Origin of the sequence: Pseudomonas sp. UBA4617, from assembly GCF_002386445.1 — a bacterium.
Classification (GTDB): Bacteria; Pseudomonadota; Gammaproteobacteria; order Pseudomonadales; family Pseudomonadaceae; genus Aquipseudomonas.
Genome location: NZ_DGIR01000032.1, coordinates 26,840 through 41,242, shown reverse-complemented (window position 1 = coordinate 41,242; position 14,403 = coordinate 26,840). Strand labels below are relative to the sequence as shown.

Here is a 14,403-nt window from a genome sequence, read left to right as displayed (position 1 = left end):
CGCCTGCTACCGCTGCGTGCGCTACTACAAGGACTATGTCGGCGGTACCGACCTGGGCGTTTACGGCGCCCACGACAACGTGTACTTCGGCCGCGTCGAAGACGGCGTGCTGGAAAGCGAATTCTCCGGCAACCTCACCGAGGTCTGCCCGACCGGCGTGTTCACCGACAAGACCCACTCCGAGCGCTACAACCGCAAGTGGGACATGCAGTTCGCCCCGAGCATCTGCCACGGTTGCTCCAGCGGCTGCAACATCAGCCCGGGCGAGCGCTACGGCGAACTGCGCCGGGTCGAAAACCGCTTCAACGGTTCGGTCAACCAGTACTTCCTGTGCGACCGTGGCCGCTTCGGCTACGGCTACGTCAACCGCAAGGATCGCCCACGCCAGCCGCAACTGGCCGACGGTACCAAGCTGAGCCTGGATGCCGCCCTGGACAAGGCCGCCGACCTGCTGCGCGGGCGTACCATCGTCGGTATCGGCTCGCCGCGCGCCAGCCTGGAAAGCAACTACGGCCTGCGTGAGCTGGTCGGCGCCGAGTACTTCTACTCGGGTATGGAAGCCGGCGAGCTGGCCCGCGTGCGCCTGGCCCTGAACGTACTGAACAACAGCCCGCTGCCGGTGCCGACCCTGCGCGACATCGAAGACCACGACGCCGTGTTCGTGCTCGGCGAAGACCTGACCCAGACCGCTGCCCGCGTCGCCCTGGCCGTGCGCCAGGCCACCAAGGGCAAGGCCGAGGCCATGGCCGAAGCGATGAAGGTGCAGCCGTGGCTCGACGCGGCCGTGAAGAACATCGGCCAGCACGCGCTGTACCCGCTGTTCATCGCTTCGCTGGCGGAAACCAAGCTGGACGACGTCGCCGAAGAGTGCGTGCACGCCGCCCCGGCCGACCTGGCCCGCATCGGTTTCGCCGTGGCCCACGCCATCGACCCGAGCGCGCCTGCCGTTGCCGGCCTGGATGCCGACGCGCAAGCACTGGCCCAGCGCATCGCCGACGCCCTGGTCGCCGCCCAGCGCCCACTGGTGGTCGCCGGTACCTCGCTGGCCGACCCGGCGCTGATCGAAGCCGCCGCCAACATCGCCAAGGCGCTGAAGCTGCGCGAGAAGAACGGTTCGCTGAGCCTGGTGGTGCCTGAAGCCAACAGCCTGGGCATGGCCATGCTCGGTGGCGAGTCCGTCGACGCTGCGCTGGACGCCGTCATCAGTGGCAAGGCCGACGCCATCGTGGTGCTGGAAAACGACCTGTATGCCCGCGTGCCGGCGGCCAAGGTCGACGCTGCCCTGGCCGCAGCCAAGGTGGTGATCGTTGCCGACCACTCGAAAACCGCGACCGTCGACCGCGCCCACCTGGTGCTGCCGGCCGCCTCGTTCGCCGAAGGCGACGGTACCCTGGTCAGCCAGGAAGGTCGCGCCCAGCGCTTCTTCCAGGTGTTCGACCCGCAATACCTGGACAGCAGCATCCTGGTTCACGAAGGCTGGCGCTGGATGCACGCCCTGCGTGCCACCCTGTTGAACAAGCCGGTCGACTGGACCCAGCTGGACCACGTCACCAGCGCCTGTGCCGAAGCCGCCCCGCAATTGGCTGGCATCGTCAACGCCGCGCCATCTGCCGCGTTCCGCATCAAGGGCCTGAAACTGGCCCGCGAACCGCTGCGCTATTCCGGCCGTACCGCCATGCGCGCCAACATCAGCGTGCATGAGCCACGTACTCCGCAGGACAAGGACACCGCATTCGCCTTCTCCATGGAAGGCTACTCGGGCTCCGCCGAACCGCGCCAGCAGGTGCCGTTCGCCTGGTCGCCGGGCTGGAACTCGCCGCAGGCCTGGAACAAGTTCCAGGACGAGGTTGGTGGCCACCTACGAGCCGGTGACCCGGGCGTGCGCCTGATCGAATCGCAGGGCGACCGCCTGAACTGGTTCACCAGCATTCCGGGGGCCTTCAACCCGGCCCGTGGCACCTGGACCGCCGTGCCGTTCTTCCACCTGTTCGGCAGCGAAGAAAGCTCCTCGCGCGCCGCTCCGGTGCAAGAACGCATCCCGGCTGCCTACGTGGCCCTGGCCAAGTCCGAAGCCGACCGCCTGGGTGTCAACGACGGCGCCCTGCTGAGCCTGACGGTCGGTGGTGTGGCCCTGCGTCTGCCTCTGCGCATCAATGAACAGCTGGGCGCTGGCCTGGTCGCATTGCCGAAAGGCCTGGCCGGCATTCCGCCTGCCATCTTCGGTGCATCCGTCGAAGGTCTGCAGGAGGCAGCACAATGAGCTGGTTCACCCCCGAAGTGATCGATGTGATCCTCTCCGTGCTGCGGGCCGTCGTGGTCCTGCTGGCGGTGGTGGTCTGCGGTGCCCTGCTCAGCTTCGTCGAGCGTCGCCTGCTGGGCTGGTGGCAGGACCGTTACGGTCCGAACCGCGTCGGCCCGTTCGGCATGTTCCAGATTGCTGCCGACATGCTGAAGATGTTTTTCAAGGAAGACTGGAACCCACCCTTCGTCGACCGCGTGATCTTCACCCTGGCACCGGTCGTGGCCATGAGCGCCCTGCTGATCGCTTTCGTGGTCATCCCGATCACCCCGACCTGGGGCGTTGCCGACCTCAACATCGGCCTGCTGTTCTTCTTCGCCATGGCCGGCCTGTCGGTGTACGCGGTGCTGTTCGCCGGCTGGTCGTCGAACAACAAGTACGCCCTGCTGGGCAGCTTGCGTGCCTCGGCACAGACCGTGTCGTACGAAGTGTTCCTGGGCCTGGCGCTGATGGGCGTGGTGGTGCAGGTGGGCTCGTTCAACATGCGCGACATCGTCGACTACCAGGCACAGAACCTGTGGTTCATCATTCCGCAGTTCTTCGGCTTCTGCACCTTCTTCATCGCTGGCGTCGCCGTGACTCACCGTCACCCGTTCGACCAGCCGGAAGCGGAACAGGAACTGGCCGATGGCTACCACATCGAGTATGCCGGCATGAAATGGGGCATGTTTTTCGTCGGTGAGTACATCGGCATCATCCTCATCTCGGCGCTGCTGGTGACCCTGTTCTTCGGCGGCTGGCACGGCCCGTTCGGCATCCTGCCGCAGCTGTCGTTCCTCTGGTTCGCGCTGAAGACCGCGTTCTTCATCATGCTGTTCATCCTGCTGCGCGCCTCGATCCCGCGCCCACGCTATGACCAGGTGATGGACTTCAGCTGGAAGTTCTGCCTGCCGCTGACCCTGATCAATTTGCTGGTGACCGCTGCGCTCGTGCTCTACAACGCGCCAGCCGTCGCGGCCCAGTGAGGATTTGACCCATGTTCAAGTATATCGGCGACATCGTTAAGGGCACCGGCACCCAGCTGCGCAGCCTGGCCATGGTGTTCTCCCACGGGTTCCGCAAGCGCGATACCCTGCAGTACCCCGAAGAACCCGTTTACCTGCCGCCGCGCTACCGCGGCCGCATCGTCCTCACCCGCGACCCCGATGGCGAGGAGCGCTGCGTGGCATGCAACCTGTGCGCGGTGGCCTGCCCGGTCGGCTGTATCTCGCTGCAGAAGGCCGAGACCGAGGACGGCCGCTGGTACCCGGAGTTCTTCCGCATCAACTTCTCGCGCTGCATCTTCTGCGGCCTGTGTGAAGAAGCGTGCCCGACCACCGCGATCCAGCTGACTCCGGATTTCGAAATGGCCGAGTTCAAGCGTCAGGACCTGGTGTACGAGAAAGAAGATCTGCTGATCTCCGGCCCCGGCAAGAACCCTGACTACAACTTCTACCGTGTTGCGGGTATGGCGATCGCTGGCAAGCCGAAAGGCGCTGCGCAGAACGAAGCCGAGCCGATCAACGTGAAGAGCTTGCTCCCATAAGGACAGAAAGATGGAATTCGCTTTCTACTTCGCATCCGGGATCGCCGTGCTCTCCACCCTTCGGGTGGTGACCGGTACCAACCCCGTGCACGCCTTGCTTTACCTGATCATTTCGCTGATTTCCGTGGCCATGATCTTCTTCGCCCTGGGTGCGCCGTTCGCCGGCGCCCTGGAAGTGATCGCCTACGCCGGCGCCATCATGGTGCTGTTCGTGTTCGTGGTGATGATGCTCAACCTCGGGCCGGCTTCGGTCGCCCAGGAACGCGGCTGGCTCAAGCCCGGCATCTGGGCCGGGCCGGTGATCCTCGCCGCCCTGCTGCTGCTGGAGCTGCTGTACGTGTTGTTCGTCGCCCCGAGCGGCGCCGCCATCAGCGGTACCACCGTAGGCCCGAAAGCCGTGGGCATCAGCCTGTTCGGCCCGTACCTGCTGGTGGTCGAACTGGCGTCGATGCTGCTGCTCGCTGCAGCCGTCACCGCCTTCCACCTGGGCCGCAACGAGGCGAAGGAGTAAATCATGGGCGCTATCCCTCTCGAGCATGGTCTGGCGGTCGCCGGCATCCTGTTCTGCTTAGGTCTGGTTGGCCTGATGGTCCGCCGCAACATCCTCTTCGTGCTCATGAGCCTGGAAGTCATGATGAACGCCTCTGCCCTGGCGTTCATCGTCGCCGGTGCCCGTTGGGTCCAGCCCGACGGCCAGGTGATGTTCATTCTGGTGATCAGCCTGGCAGCTGCCGAGGCCAGTATCGGCCTGGCCATCCTGCTGCAGCTGTATCGCCGCTTCCACACTCTCGACATCGATGCTGCCAGTGAGATGCGCGGATGAACCTTCTCTTCCTGACTTTCGTCTTCCCCCTCCTCGGCTTCCTGCTGCTGTCGTTCTCGCGCGGGCGCTTCTCGGAGAACCTGTCGGCCCTGATCGGCGTCGGCTCGGTGGGCCTGTCGGCCGCCGTGGCTGCCTACGTCATCTGGCAATTCAACGTCGCCCCGCCTGAAGGCGGTGCGTACAGCCAGCTGCTGTGGCAGTGGATGTCGGTGGATGGCTTCGCGCCGAACTTCACCCTGTACCTGGATGGCCTGTCCGTGACCATGCTCGGCGTGGTCACCGGTGTCGGCTTCCTGATCCACCTGTTCGCCTCCTGGTACATGCGTGGCGAAGCCGGCTACTCGCGCTTCTTCTCGTACACCAACCTGTTCATCGCCAGCATGCTGTTCCTGGTCCTTGGCGATAACCTGCTGTTCATCTACTTCGGCTGGGAAGGCGTGGGCCTGTGCTCGTACCTGTTGATCGGTTTCTACTACAGCAACCGCAACAACGGTAACGCGGCACTCAAGGCGTTCATCGTCACCCGCATCGGCGACGTGTTCATGGCCATCGGCCTGTTCATCCTGTTTGCCCAGCTGGGTACCCTGAACGTGCAGGAACTGCTGGTGCTGGCACCGCAGAAGTTCCAGGCTGGCGACACCTGGATGGTCCTGGCCACGCTGATGCTGCTGGGTGGTGCGGTCGGTAAATCGGCGCAGCTGCCACTGCAGACCTGGCTGGCCGATGCGATGGCCGGCCCTACTCCGGTCTCCGCACTGATCCACGCGGCAACCATGGTGACCGCGGGCGTGTACCTGATCGCCCGCACCAACGGCCTGTTCCTGCTGGCCCCGGACATCCTGCACCTGGTCGGCGTGGTCGGTGGCGTAACCCTGGTACTGGCCGGCTTCGCCGCGCTGGTACAGACCGACATCAAGCGTATCCTCGCCTATTCGACCATGAGCCAGATCGGCTACATGTTCCTGGCCCTGGGCGTGGGGGCCTGGGACGCGGCGATCTTCCACCTGATGACCCACGCCTTCTTCAAGGCCCTGCTGTTCCTGGCTTCCGGTGCGGTGATCGTTGCCTGCCACCACGAGCAGAACATCTTCAAGATGGGCGGCCTGTGGAAGAAACTGCCGCTGGCCTACGCCAGCTTCGTGGTCGGTGGTGCCGCCCTGGCCGCCCTGCCGATCGTGACCGTGGGCTTCTACTCCAAGGACGAGATCCTCTGGGAAGCCTTCGCCAGCGGCAACACCGGCCTGCTGTATGCCGGCCTGGTCGGTGCGTTCATGACCTCGCTGTACACTTTCCGCCTGATCTTCATCGCCTTCCACGGCGAAGCCAAGACCGAAGCTCACGCGGGCCACGGCATCAGCCACTGGCTGCCGCTGGGCGTGCTGATCGTGCTGTCGACCTTCGTCGGCGCCTGGATCACCCCGCCGCTGGCAGGCGTGCTGCCGGAAAGCGCCGGCCACGCCGGTGGCGAAGCCAAGCACGCGCTGGAGCTCACCTCGGGTGCCATCGCCATCGCCGGTATCCTGCTGTCGGCCTTGCTGTTCCTGGGCAAGCGCCGCTTCGTCAGCGCCGTGGCCAACAGTGGCATCGGCCGGGTCCTGTCGGCCTGGTGGTTCGCTGCCTGGGGCTTCGACTGGATCTACGACAAGCTCTTCGTCAAACCGTACCTGCTGATCAGCCACATCCTGCGCAAGGACCCGGTTGACCGCACCATCGGCCTGATTCCCCGGATGGCGCGTGGCGGCCACGTCGCCATGAGCAAGACCGAGACTGGCCAGCTGCGCTGGTACACCGCCTCTATCGCCGTGGGTGCCGTGCTGGTGCTCGGTGCCGTGGTAGTGGCTGCGGTATGACTATGAATCTTGCGACTTTGCCAAAGGAAACCAACCCGTCATGATTTTGCCTTGGCTGATCCTGATCCCCTTCATCGGCGGCTTCCTGTGCTGGCTGGGTGAGCGCTTCGGCGCCACCCTGCCGCGCTGGATCGCGCTGCTGACCATGTCCTTGCTGCTCGGTATCGGCCTGTGGCTGTGGGCTAACGGCGACTACACCCTCGCCCCTGCTCCGGGCGCCGAGCCGGCCTGGGCCCTGGAATACAAAGTCCAGTGGATCCAGCGCTTCGGCATCAGCATCCACCTGGCCCTCGACGGCCTGTCGCTGCTGATGATCCTGCTCACCGGCCTGCTCGGTGTGCTGTCGGTACTGTGCTCCTGGAAAGAAATCCAGCGCCACGTCGGCTTCTTCCACCTCAACCTGATGTGGATCCTCGGCGGCGTGGTCGGCGTGTTCCTGGCCCTGGACCTGTTCCTGTTCTTCTTCTTCTGGGAAATGATGCTGGTGCCGATGTACTTCCTCATCGCGCTCTGGGGTCACAGCTCGGCAGACGGCAAGAAGACCCGGATCTACGCGGCGACCAAGTTCTTCATCTTCACCCAGGCCAGCGGCCTGATCATGCTGGTGGCGATCCTTGGCCTGGTGCTGGTCAACTACACCAACACCGGGGTGATCACCTTCAACTACAGCGACCTGCTGAAGGCTGAACTGCCAGCCGGTACCGAGTACCTGCTGATGCTGGGCTTCTTCATCGCCTTCGCGGTGAAACTGCCAGTGGTGCCGTTCCACTCCTGGCTGCCTGACGCTCACGCCCAGGCGCCGACCGCAGGCTCCGTGGACCTCGCCGGTATCTTGCTGAAGACTGCGGCCTACGGCCTGCTGCGCTTCGCCCTGCCACTGTTCCCGAATGCCTCGGCCGAGTTCGCGCCGATCGCCATGACCCTGGGCCTGATCGGTATCTTCTACGGTGCCTTCCTGGCCTTCGCGCAAACCGACATCAAGCGCCTGGTCGCGTTCTCCAGCGTCTCGCACATGGGCTTCGTGCTGATCGGTATCTACTCCGGCAGCCAGCAGGCCCTGCAAGGCGCGGTGATCCAGATGCTGGCCCACGGCCTGTCGGCTGCGGCGCTGTTCATCCTGGCCGGTCAACTGTACGAGCGCCTGCACACCCGTGACATGCGCGAAATGGGCGGCCTGTGGCACCGCATCGCCTACCTGCCGGCCATCAGCCTGTTCTTCGCCGCCGCCTCCCTGGGCCTGCCCGGCACCGGCAACTTCGTCGGCGAATTCCTGATCCTGATCGGCAGCTTCGCCAGCGTGCCATGGATCACCGTGATCGCCACCACTGGCCTGGTGTTCGGTTCGGTGTACTCGCTGATCATGATCCACCGCGCCTACTTCGGCCCGGCCAAGGCCGACAGCGTGCTGGCCGGCATGGACGGTCGCGAGCTGATCATGGTCCTGGGTCTGGCTGTACTGCTGATCCTGCTGGGCGTGTATCCGCAGCCGTTCCTCGACACCTCTGCCGCCACCATGAGTGGTGTGCAGCAGTGGCTCGGTTCCGCTTTCACTCAACTCGCTTCGGCCCGGTAAGAGCGCTATGGAATTCACCACTCAACACTTCATCGCATTGGCGCCGATGCTGATCACCACCATCACCACGGTGGTGGTGATGCTGGCGATCGCCTGGAAGCGCAACCACTCGCAGACCTTCCTGCTGTCCACCGTGGGCCTCAACCTGGCCCTGCTGTCGATCCTGCCGGCGCTGAAGGTTGCGCCGCTGGCGGTCACTTCGCTGGTGACCATCGACAAGTTCGCCTGCCTGTACATGGCGATCATGCTGGTGGCCACGCTGGCTTGCGTCACCCTCGCCCACGCCTACCTCGGCGAAGGCGCCAAGGGCTTCCCGGGCAACCGTGAAGAACTCTACCTGCTGCTGCTGATGTCGGCTCTCGGCGGCCTGGTGCTGGTCAGCGCCAACCACCTGGCCGGCCTGTTCATCGGCCTGGAGCTGCTGTCGGTACCGGTCTACGGCCTGGTGGCGTATGCCTTCTTCAACAAGCGCTCGCTCGAAGCCGGCATCAAATACATGGTGCTGTCGGCTGCCGGCTCGGCGTTCCTGCTGTTCGGCATGGCCCTGCTGTACGCCGACGCCGGCAGCCTGAGCTTCGACCAGATCGGCAAGGCCCTGGCTGCCACCAGCATGCCAAGCCTGCTGGCCCAGCTGGGCCTGGCCATGATGCTGGTCGGCCTGGCCTTCAAGCTGTCGCTGGTACCGTTCCACCTGTGGACTCCGGACGTGTACGAAGGCGCCCCGGCGCCGGTCGCCGCGTTCCTGGCCACTGCCAGCAAGGTGGCGGTGTTCGCCGTGGTGGTCCGCCTGTTCATGCTCTCCCCTGCGGCCAGCAGCGGCGTGCTGAGCACCGTGCTGGCGGTTATCGCCGTGGCCTCGATCCTGATCGGTAACCTGCTGGCACTGACCCAGAGCAACCTCAAGCGTCTGCTCGGTTACTCGTCCATCGCCCACTTCGGCTACCTGGTCATCGCGTTGGTCGCCAGCAAGGGCCTGGCCCTGGAAGCCATGGGCGTGTACCTGGTCACCTACGTGATCACCAGCCTCGGCGCGTTCGGCGTCATCACCCTGATGTCCTCGCCTTATGCCGGCCGTGACGCCGATGCGCTGTACGAGTACCGCGGCCTGTTCTGGCGCCGTCCGTACCTGACCGCAGTCCTGACCGTGATGATGTTGTCGCTGGCCGGTATCCCGCTGACCGCTGGCTTCATCGGCAAGTTCTACATCATCGCCACCGGCGTCGAGTCGCACCTGTGGTGGCTGGTCGGTGCGCTGGTGATCGGTAGCGCCATCGGTGTCTACTACTACCTGCGCGTCATGGTCACCCTGTATCTGGTCGAGCCGAACCTGCGTCGCCATGACGCCCCGCTGAAGTGGGAACAGCGCACCGGCGGCGTTATGCTGCTGGCCATCGCCATTCTCGCCTTCGTGCTTGGCGTGTACCCGCAGCCGCTGCTGGAAATGGTCCAGCAAGCGGGCCTGCAACTGATCGGCTGATTACCCCGGCAAAACAAGACACCCCGCTCATGCGGGGTGTTTTTTTATTTGCCTTGTCTGATCTGCAGGTAGGGTCATCGCATCCAGTGGCACCTCATTCATCGGCTGCGCCCTGGGCTACCGTCGGCAACGCCGCCCTGCGCAATTCACCATTGGCCGAGGGCAGGTAAACTTCAGGGTTGGGCATACCGCTGGGTGAAAGTTCATGGGTCATTTCGAATTCGGCACGCACTGACCAGCCACACGCCTCGGTTGTGCATTGCAAATAGGCAATGCGCAGGAAAATATGGCGCCCTTCACTGGTGCGTATACGCATCCGGCTGTGGCAATGCGGGCAAACCAGCTTGTAAGTACTCACGGCACGTACCTGCAAGCATGTTTCAACGTAATGCTCCCTAAGAATAATCGCTCAGCTGTGTCAGTATTGGCTGCAAACTTGGAATTGTTCGTCAGTTCGATGTTTTTCATTGCAGAAATGCTCCTTAAAACGCAGGGCTGTATTCATAACGAGTAGTTTAAGCCCATGGAATATCAATAAACCAGTCATGGATATCTGTTATGAGTACTCACGTACTTGCTGCAGTGCTCACCCGCCTGAAGCTTTTGACCGGCGCCAAGACCGATGCCGAGCTCTCGCGCAAGCTGTCGATCAGCCCACAGACCTTGAGCAGCTGGAAGGTGCGCGACAGCATTCCCTATTCGTTGTGCATAGACCTGGCCCGACAGCACGGCTGCTCGCTGGACTGGCTACTGCTGGGTGAAGTCGCCACCGCCCCTTCAGCCGCGGATGACGCCGACTGGGAGTACGACATGCTCACCCGCCTGCGGACGCTATCGCCCGCGGATCGTCAAGCCGTGCTGCTGCTCATCAAGGACAAGCAACGCATCCAGCAACTGGAACAGAAACTGAATGCGCTGGGCGCGGCAGCCACCGGCTAATCCTGTTTTCGCCAGCGCCGGATAAGCTCGCGTGGGTCCAGTGTATCCAGCCAGACCATGACCTTGAGGCTGATCGGGATCACGACCACGGCGGCCACGAAAGCCGCCATGCCACGTGTCAACAAGGGCGCCAGTGCCGACACCAGCGGCTCGAACAAGTGGCCCACTCCCACGGTCACGAATACCAGCAGCACTTTCTTGCCCAGCTTCAGGCGCCTGGCCGTATTGGTGATCAGCCGGTCACGCGCCGCACTCACCAACAGTGCCCCCAACAGCGCGGCGAACAGCACACTGCCATCCACCTCCAGCAACGCCACGAGCGCGGTGCACGGCGTATCGAAAATGTCGACTTCAGGCATGGTTGCGCCCTCGACGTGCAGTGGGCAAGCAAGCGACTGCCCCCAGGTTGTAGCGGACCGCAGCCTCGATAAAGCGCAAGTAGCACACCCGCAATGCGCGCCCATGGTCATGCCTGGCAACGTCCTCGAGGCGCTTGTAACCTCGCCTGCGCAGTACCGCCCGCCAGCGGGCGAACTCGCGTGCCGCGTCGATGGCCGCGCAGCGGGCGGCCACTTCCAGTGCGGTTTCGCTGACAGACGAGTGCAGGTGCAGCCGCTCGCGCAGCCTGCCCAGATCGATCCGTGGCCAGAACGGGTCATGGTTATCGGCAAACCGTGGAAACAGAGGATCGTTGCCCATGTTCGCCCCTCACTGCTCGGCCAGCATGCCATAGCGAATGGCCTTGATCACTGCTGCAACCCGGGTGGACACATCGAACTTGCGCAGGATGTTCGACACATGGAAATTCACCGTCGATTCCCTGCACGCCAGGATCTGGCCGATCTCCCAGGAACTTTTGCCGTAGGCACACCACAACAGGACTTGCTGTTCACGTGGCGTCAGGCGAACCGGGGCGTCCGCCGGGAGGTGCTGCGAATGTCGCGCGTGGTCATTCATGTCTGAACTCCGCAGGTGATTGAGAGAGGCATCGCTGCCGATCTGCGGCCACCTTACGAAGCGCGTGCCGTGCGGCTCTACCACAGCGGCTTGTAGAGAACTTTCGTACAAAACCCCTAATGAAACCAGCAGCAAATAGGCCGGCTTTCTTCGTGCTTTATGCGTGATTTCGCTCGTCTCAACGCCGTTGTCATTTGTCCTGTTACCTGGAGTCGTACAATGCGTTGCGTTTTGCCCCTATCGTCCTGCCTTGGCCTGCTGGCCGCTTTGGCTGCCAACCAGCCTGCGGCGGCTTCCTCGGCCGAACTGGGCCAGGTGCTGATCACCGACGAGGAGCAGAATGACCTGAGCGCAGCCAGCGAACGCCTGCGCGAGGTGCCTGGGGCGACCAACCTGGTGGACATGCAGCGAGCAGGACAAGGCCGGGTCGCAAGCAACCAGGACGTGCTTGCTTACCAGCCCGGGGTATTCGCCCAATCAGCCGGTAACGATGGCATCAAGCTGTCGATCCGCGGCTCGGGCATCAACCGCGCCCCAGGGGCCCATGGCTCGGGGATCTACACGATGTTCGACGGCCTGCCCCTGACCGGCCCGGGCGGTACGCCGTACGAACTGTTCGAGCCGCTGTGGCTGAGCCGTGCCGAAGTGCTGCGTGGCGCCAATGGCTTTGACCACGGCGCGCTGGCCCTGGGCGGAGCACTCAACTACATCACCCACACCGGCTACGACGCCGCGCCGCTGCAGGTGCGTTACGAAGTCGGCAGCCGTGGCTATCAGCACCGCCAGGTGAGTTCGGGCCAGGTACTGGGCAACTTCGACTATTACCTGGCGCTGACCGATTCGGAGTATGACGGTTACCAGGCGCACAGCAGTGGCAGTGCGAAAGGCGTTGCCGCCAACTTCGGCTACCGCTTCAACCCTGACCTGGAAACCCGCTTCTACCTGCGTTATCGGGAAACCGAGAACGAACTGGCCGGGCGCCTGACCAAGGAACAGATCAAGCACCACCCCCGCGCTGCCAACCCGAACTACCTGGCTCGCGATGACAGCCGTCCTCAGCCGGGCAGCACCTGGTTGGGCAACAAGACCACCTTCTACCTCGACGACGATGCACGCCTGGAAGCCGGCCTGGTCTACCACGACTACCCGATGGACCTGCGCGAAGGCCCGATGCGCCTCAAGGTAGCCTACACCGATGTCAGCGGCACCTTGAATTACTTGCGCCGCGACACCCTGATGGGCCACGACAGCAAGACCACCGTTGGCTGGCGCACCACCAAGCACCTGCCCAACAGCGGCGCCTCGCAATTCGAACGTACTGGCGAGGTGTTCGGCAAGCGTACCCGCGACTTCACCTACCAAGGTTCGGACACCGTGCTGCATGCCGGCAATGACCTGGAACTGGTGCCGGACCTGTGGCTGACCACTGGCCTGGCGCTGGTCTACACCCGCCGCGAAAGTGCGGTGACCTACCCTGCCGAAGGCGGCAAGGTGAGCTTGCATGACTGGGACTATGCACCTCGCCTGGGGCTGCGCTATGACATCCGCCCGAACTTGCAGGTGTACGGCAACCTGAGTCGCTCGGTCGAACCCCCGCATCCCTGGGCGCTGATCTGGAGCGCGCCGACCGCCTACCAACCAATCGAAATGCAGAACCAGACAGCCACCACGCTGGAGCTGGGCGCGCGCGGCGATTCGGCTATAGGGCATTGGGACCTGGCCTGGTATTACGCGCAGGTGCGACATGAACTGCTGGCCGTGGAAATCCTGCAGGGCGCTCCGGCCAAGGAATTCAATGCCAGCGCCACCGTGCACCAGGGGGTGGAAGCGGGTCTGGACAGCACGCTGTGGGAACACGCCGGGGCTGGCAGGCTCAGCTTGCGCCAGGCCTACACCTTCAGTGACTTCCACTACCGCGACGACGACCAGTTCGGCGACAACCGCCTGCCCGGCATCCCGATGCACTACTACCAGGCCGAGCTGCGCCACGACTGGCCCAGCGGCTTCTACGCGGGGATCAACACGCAGATGGCGTCGAAAGTGCAAGTCGACTATGCCAACAGCTACCACGCCGACGCCTATGCCTTGCTCGGCGCGCGCCTCGGCTGGAATTCACCGAAACAGGACTGGCAGACCTGGCTTGACCTGCGCAACCTGACCAACAAACGCCATGCGGCAACGGTAACACCCGGCTACAACGACGCGGGCAAGGACGTGGCCCGCTCGACACCGGGCGAAGGGTTCGCTGTGTATGCCGGGGTTTCCTACAGCTTCCGCTGAAGCGCTGCACACAGCTGGCGTGGTGTCCCAAAGCGCTGCTGCGCAGCCCTTCGCGACACCAGGCCGCTCAAGGCGGTCAAACCGCCCTGTTCAACTTCACCCACGAAGCGAACTTGTCGATGAAACCCTGCAGGAACGGCCGGGTCTTGTCGTTGAGCTTGCCGGCCTCGTCGAACAGGCTCGCCGCACCGCCAATGTAGGCTTCGGGCATCTGCATGCATGGCATGTCCAGGAATACCAGCGACTGCCGCACGGCATGGTTGGCACCAAAGCCACCAATGGCTCCCGGCGATACACTGACCACCGCCGTCGGCTTGCCACTCCAGGCGCTTTGCCCGTAGGGCCGCGATCCGACATCGATGGCATTCTTCAGGCAGCCCGGCACCGACCGGTTGTACTCCGGGGTGACGAACAGCACGGCATCGCTGCGGCGGATTTCATCGCGAAAACGCTTCCACGATTGCGGTGGCGCTTCGGCCTCGACATCCTCGTTGTACAGCGGCAAGTCGCCGATCTCGACGATTTTCAGGGCCAGGCTGGACGGTGCCAGCTCCGAGAGTGCACGGGCAACCTTGCGGTTGTAGGAGTCCTTGCGCAAGCTTCCGACGACGACTGCTACCGAATACACCTGGGTCATGGCAATTTCCAACTTTGCTGGGTTAAGGGACGTTGTAGTTATA

Annotated in this window: 15 protein-coding genes; 10 read left to right on the top strand and 5 right to left on the bottom strand. The window is 63.6% G+C overall.

Annotated elements, in window-relative coordinates:
• The 8 genes from B4L76_RS14255 to nuoN all read left to right on the top strand — a co-directional run.
• The coding region (locus B4L76_RS14255; RefSeq protein WP_296233357.1) for a molybdopterin-dependent oxidoreductase at positions 1 to 2,260 on the top strand (2,260 nt) is incomplete at its 5' end.
• Positions 2,257 to 3,264, top strand: coding sequence for an NADH-quinone oxidoreductase subunit NuoH (gene nuoH / locus B4L76_RS14250; protein WP_296233356.1), 1,008 nt, complete (start codon positions 2,257 to 2,259; stop codon positions 3,262 to 3,264). The genes B4L76_RS14255 and nuoH, both read left to right, overlap by 4 nt.
• An 11-nt stretch (positions 3,265 to 3,275) precedes the next feature.
• On the top strand, positions 3,276 to 3,824 hold the full coding sequence (gene nuoI / locus B4L76_RS14245; protein WP_016488223.1) for an NADH-quinone oxidoreductase subunit NuoI: 549 nt from the start codon (positions 3,276 to 3,278) through the stop codon (positions 3,822 to 3,824).
• A gap of 10 nt (positions 3,825 to 3,834) precedes the next feature.
• On the top strand, positions 3,835 to 4,335 hold the full coding sequence (gene nuoJ, locus B4L76_RS14240) for an NADH-quinone oxidoreductase subunit J (RefSeq protein ID WP_170030742.1): 501 nt from the start codon (positions 3,835 to 3,837) through the stop codon (positions 4,333 to 4,335).
• A 3-nt stretch (positions 4,336 to 4,338) separates the two neighbouring features.
• Positions 4,339 to 4,647, top strand: coding sequence for an NADH-quinone oxidoreductase subunit NuoK (gene nuoK, locus B4L76_RS14235; protein ID WP_008096201.1), 309 nt, complete (start codon positions 4,339 to 4,341; stop codon positions 4,645 to 4,647).
• Positions 4,644 to 6,497 carry an NADH-quinone oxidoreductase subunit L gene (gene nuoL, locus B4L76_RS14230; protein WP_296233348.1) on the top strand — a complete coding sequence of 618 codons (1,854 nt, stop codon included), beginning with the start codon at positions 4,644 to 4,646 and terminating at the stop codon, positions 6,495 to 6,497. The genes nuoK and nuoL overlap by 4 nt, the downstream gene beginning before the upstream one ends.
• A gap of 40 nt (positions 6,498 to 6,537) precedes the next feature.
• Complete coding sequence (nuoM, locus tag B4L76_RS14225) at positions 6,538 to 8,070, top strand: NADH-quinone oxidoreductase subunit M (RefSeq protein WP_170030746.1); 1,533 nt, start codon at positions 6,538 to 6,540, stop codon at positions 8,068 to 8,070.
• A gap of 7 nt (positions 8,071 to 8,077) precedes the next feature.
• Entirely contained in the window at positions 8,078 to 9,547 is a 1,470-nt protein-coding gene (gene nuoN / locus B4L76_RS14220; RefSeq protein ID WP_296233346.1) for an NADH-quinone oxidoreductase subunit NuoN, read from the top strand.
• A gap of 94 nt (positions 9,548 to 9,641) precedes the next feature.
• Here nuoN and B4L76_RS14215 read toward each other — a convergent pair whose 3' ends face one another.
• On the bottom strand, positions 9,642 to 9,905 hold the full coding sequence (locus B4L76_RS14215) for an ogr/Delta-like zinc finger family protein (RefSeq protein ID WP_296233360.1): 264 nt from the start codon (positions 9,903 to 9,905) through the stop codon (positions 9,642 to 9,644).
• A gap of 200 nt (positions 9,906 to 10,105) precedes the next feature.
• Here B4L76_RS14215 and B4L76_RS14210 point away from each other — a divergent pair, with 200 nt between their 5' ends.
• Entirely contained in the window at positions 10,106 to 10,486 is a 381-nt protein-coding gene (locus B4L76_RS14210) for a helix-turn-helix domain-containing protein (protein WP_296233345.1), read from the top strand.
• Here B4L76_RS14210 and B4L76_RS14205 read toward each other — a convergent pair.
• From B4L76_RS14205 to B4L76_RS14195, 3 genes are read right to left on the bottom strand one after another with little or no spacing between them, the layout of a single operon-like run.
• Entirely contained in the window at positions 10,483 to 10,845 is a 363-nt protein-coding gene (locus tag B4L76_RS14205; protein ID WP_296233344.1) for a hypothetical protein, read from the bottom strand. The two genes, B4L76_RS14210 and B4L76_RS14205, sit on opposite strands and share 4 nt — an antisense overlap.
• On the bottom strand, positions 10,838 to 11,185 hold the full coding sequence (locus B4L76_RS14200; protein ID WP_296233342.1) for a head completion/stabilization protein: 348 nt from the start codon (positions 11,183 to 11,185) through the stop codon (positions 10,838 to 10,840). Before B4L76_RS14200 ends, B4L76_RS14205 begins: the two co-directional genes overlap by 8 nt.
• Positions 11,186 to 11,194: 9 nt before the next feature.
• Positions 11,195 to 11,443, bottom strand: coding sequence for a helix-turn-helix domain-containing protein (locus B4L76_RS14195; RefSeq protein WP_296233341.1), 249 nt, complete (start codon positions 11,441 to 11,443; stop codon positions 11,195 to 11,197).
• 219 nt (positions 11,444 to 11,662) lie between these two features.
• Between B4L76_RS14195 and B4L76_RS14190 the strand changes: the two genes are divergently transcribed.
• The gene (locus B4L76_RS14190; protein ID WP_296233340.1) at positions 11,663 to 13,723 is read left to right on the top strand and encodes a TonB-dependent receptor family protein; all 2,061 of its coding nucleotides are present in this window, start codon (positions 11,663 to 11,665) and stop codon (positions 13,721 to 13,723) included.
• Between the two features lie 76 nt (positions 13,724 to 13,799).
• Here B4L76_RS14190 and B4L76_RS14185 read toward each other — a convergent pair whose 3' ends face one another.
• On the bottom strand, positions 13,800 to 14,360 hold the full coding sequence (locus B4L76_RS14185) for an NADPH-dependent FMN reductase (protein ID WP_296233338.1): 561 nt from the start codon (positions 14,358 to 14,360) through the stop codon (positions 13,800 to 13,802).
• Positions 14,361 to 14,403 lie beyond the last annotated feature (43 nt).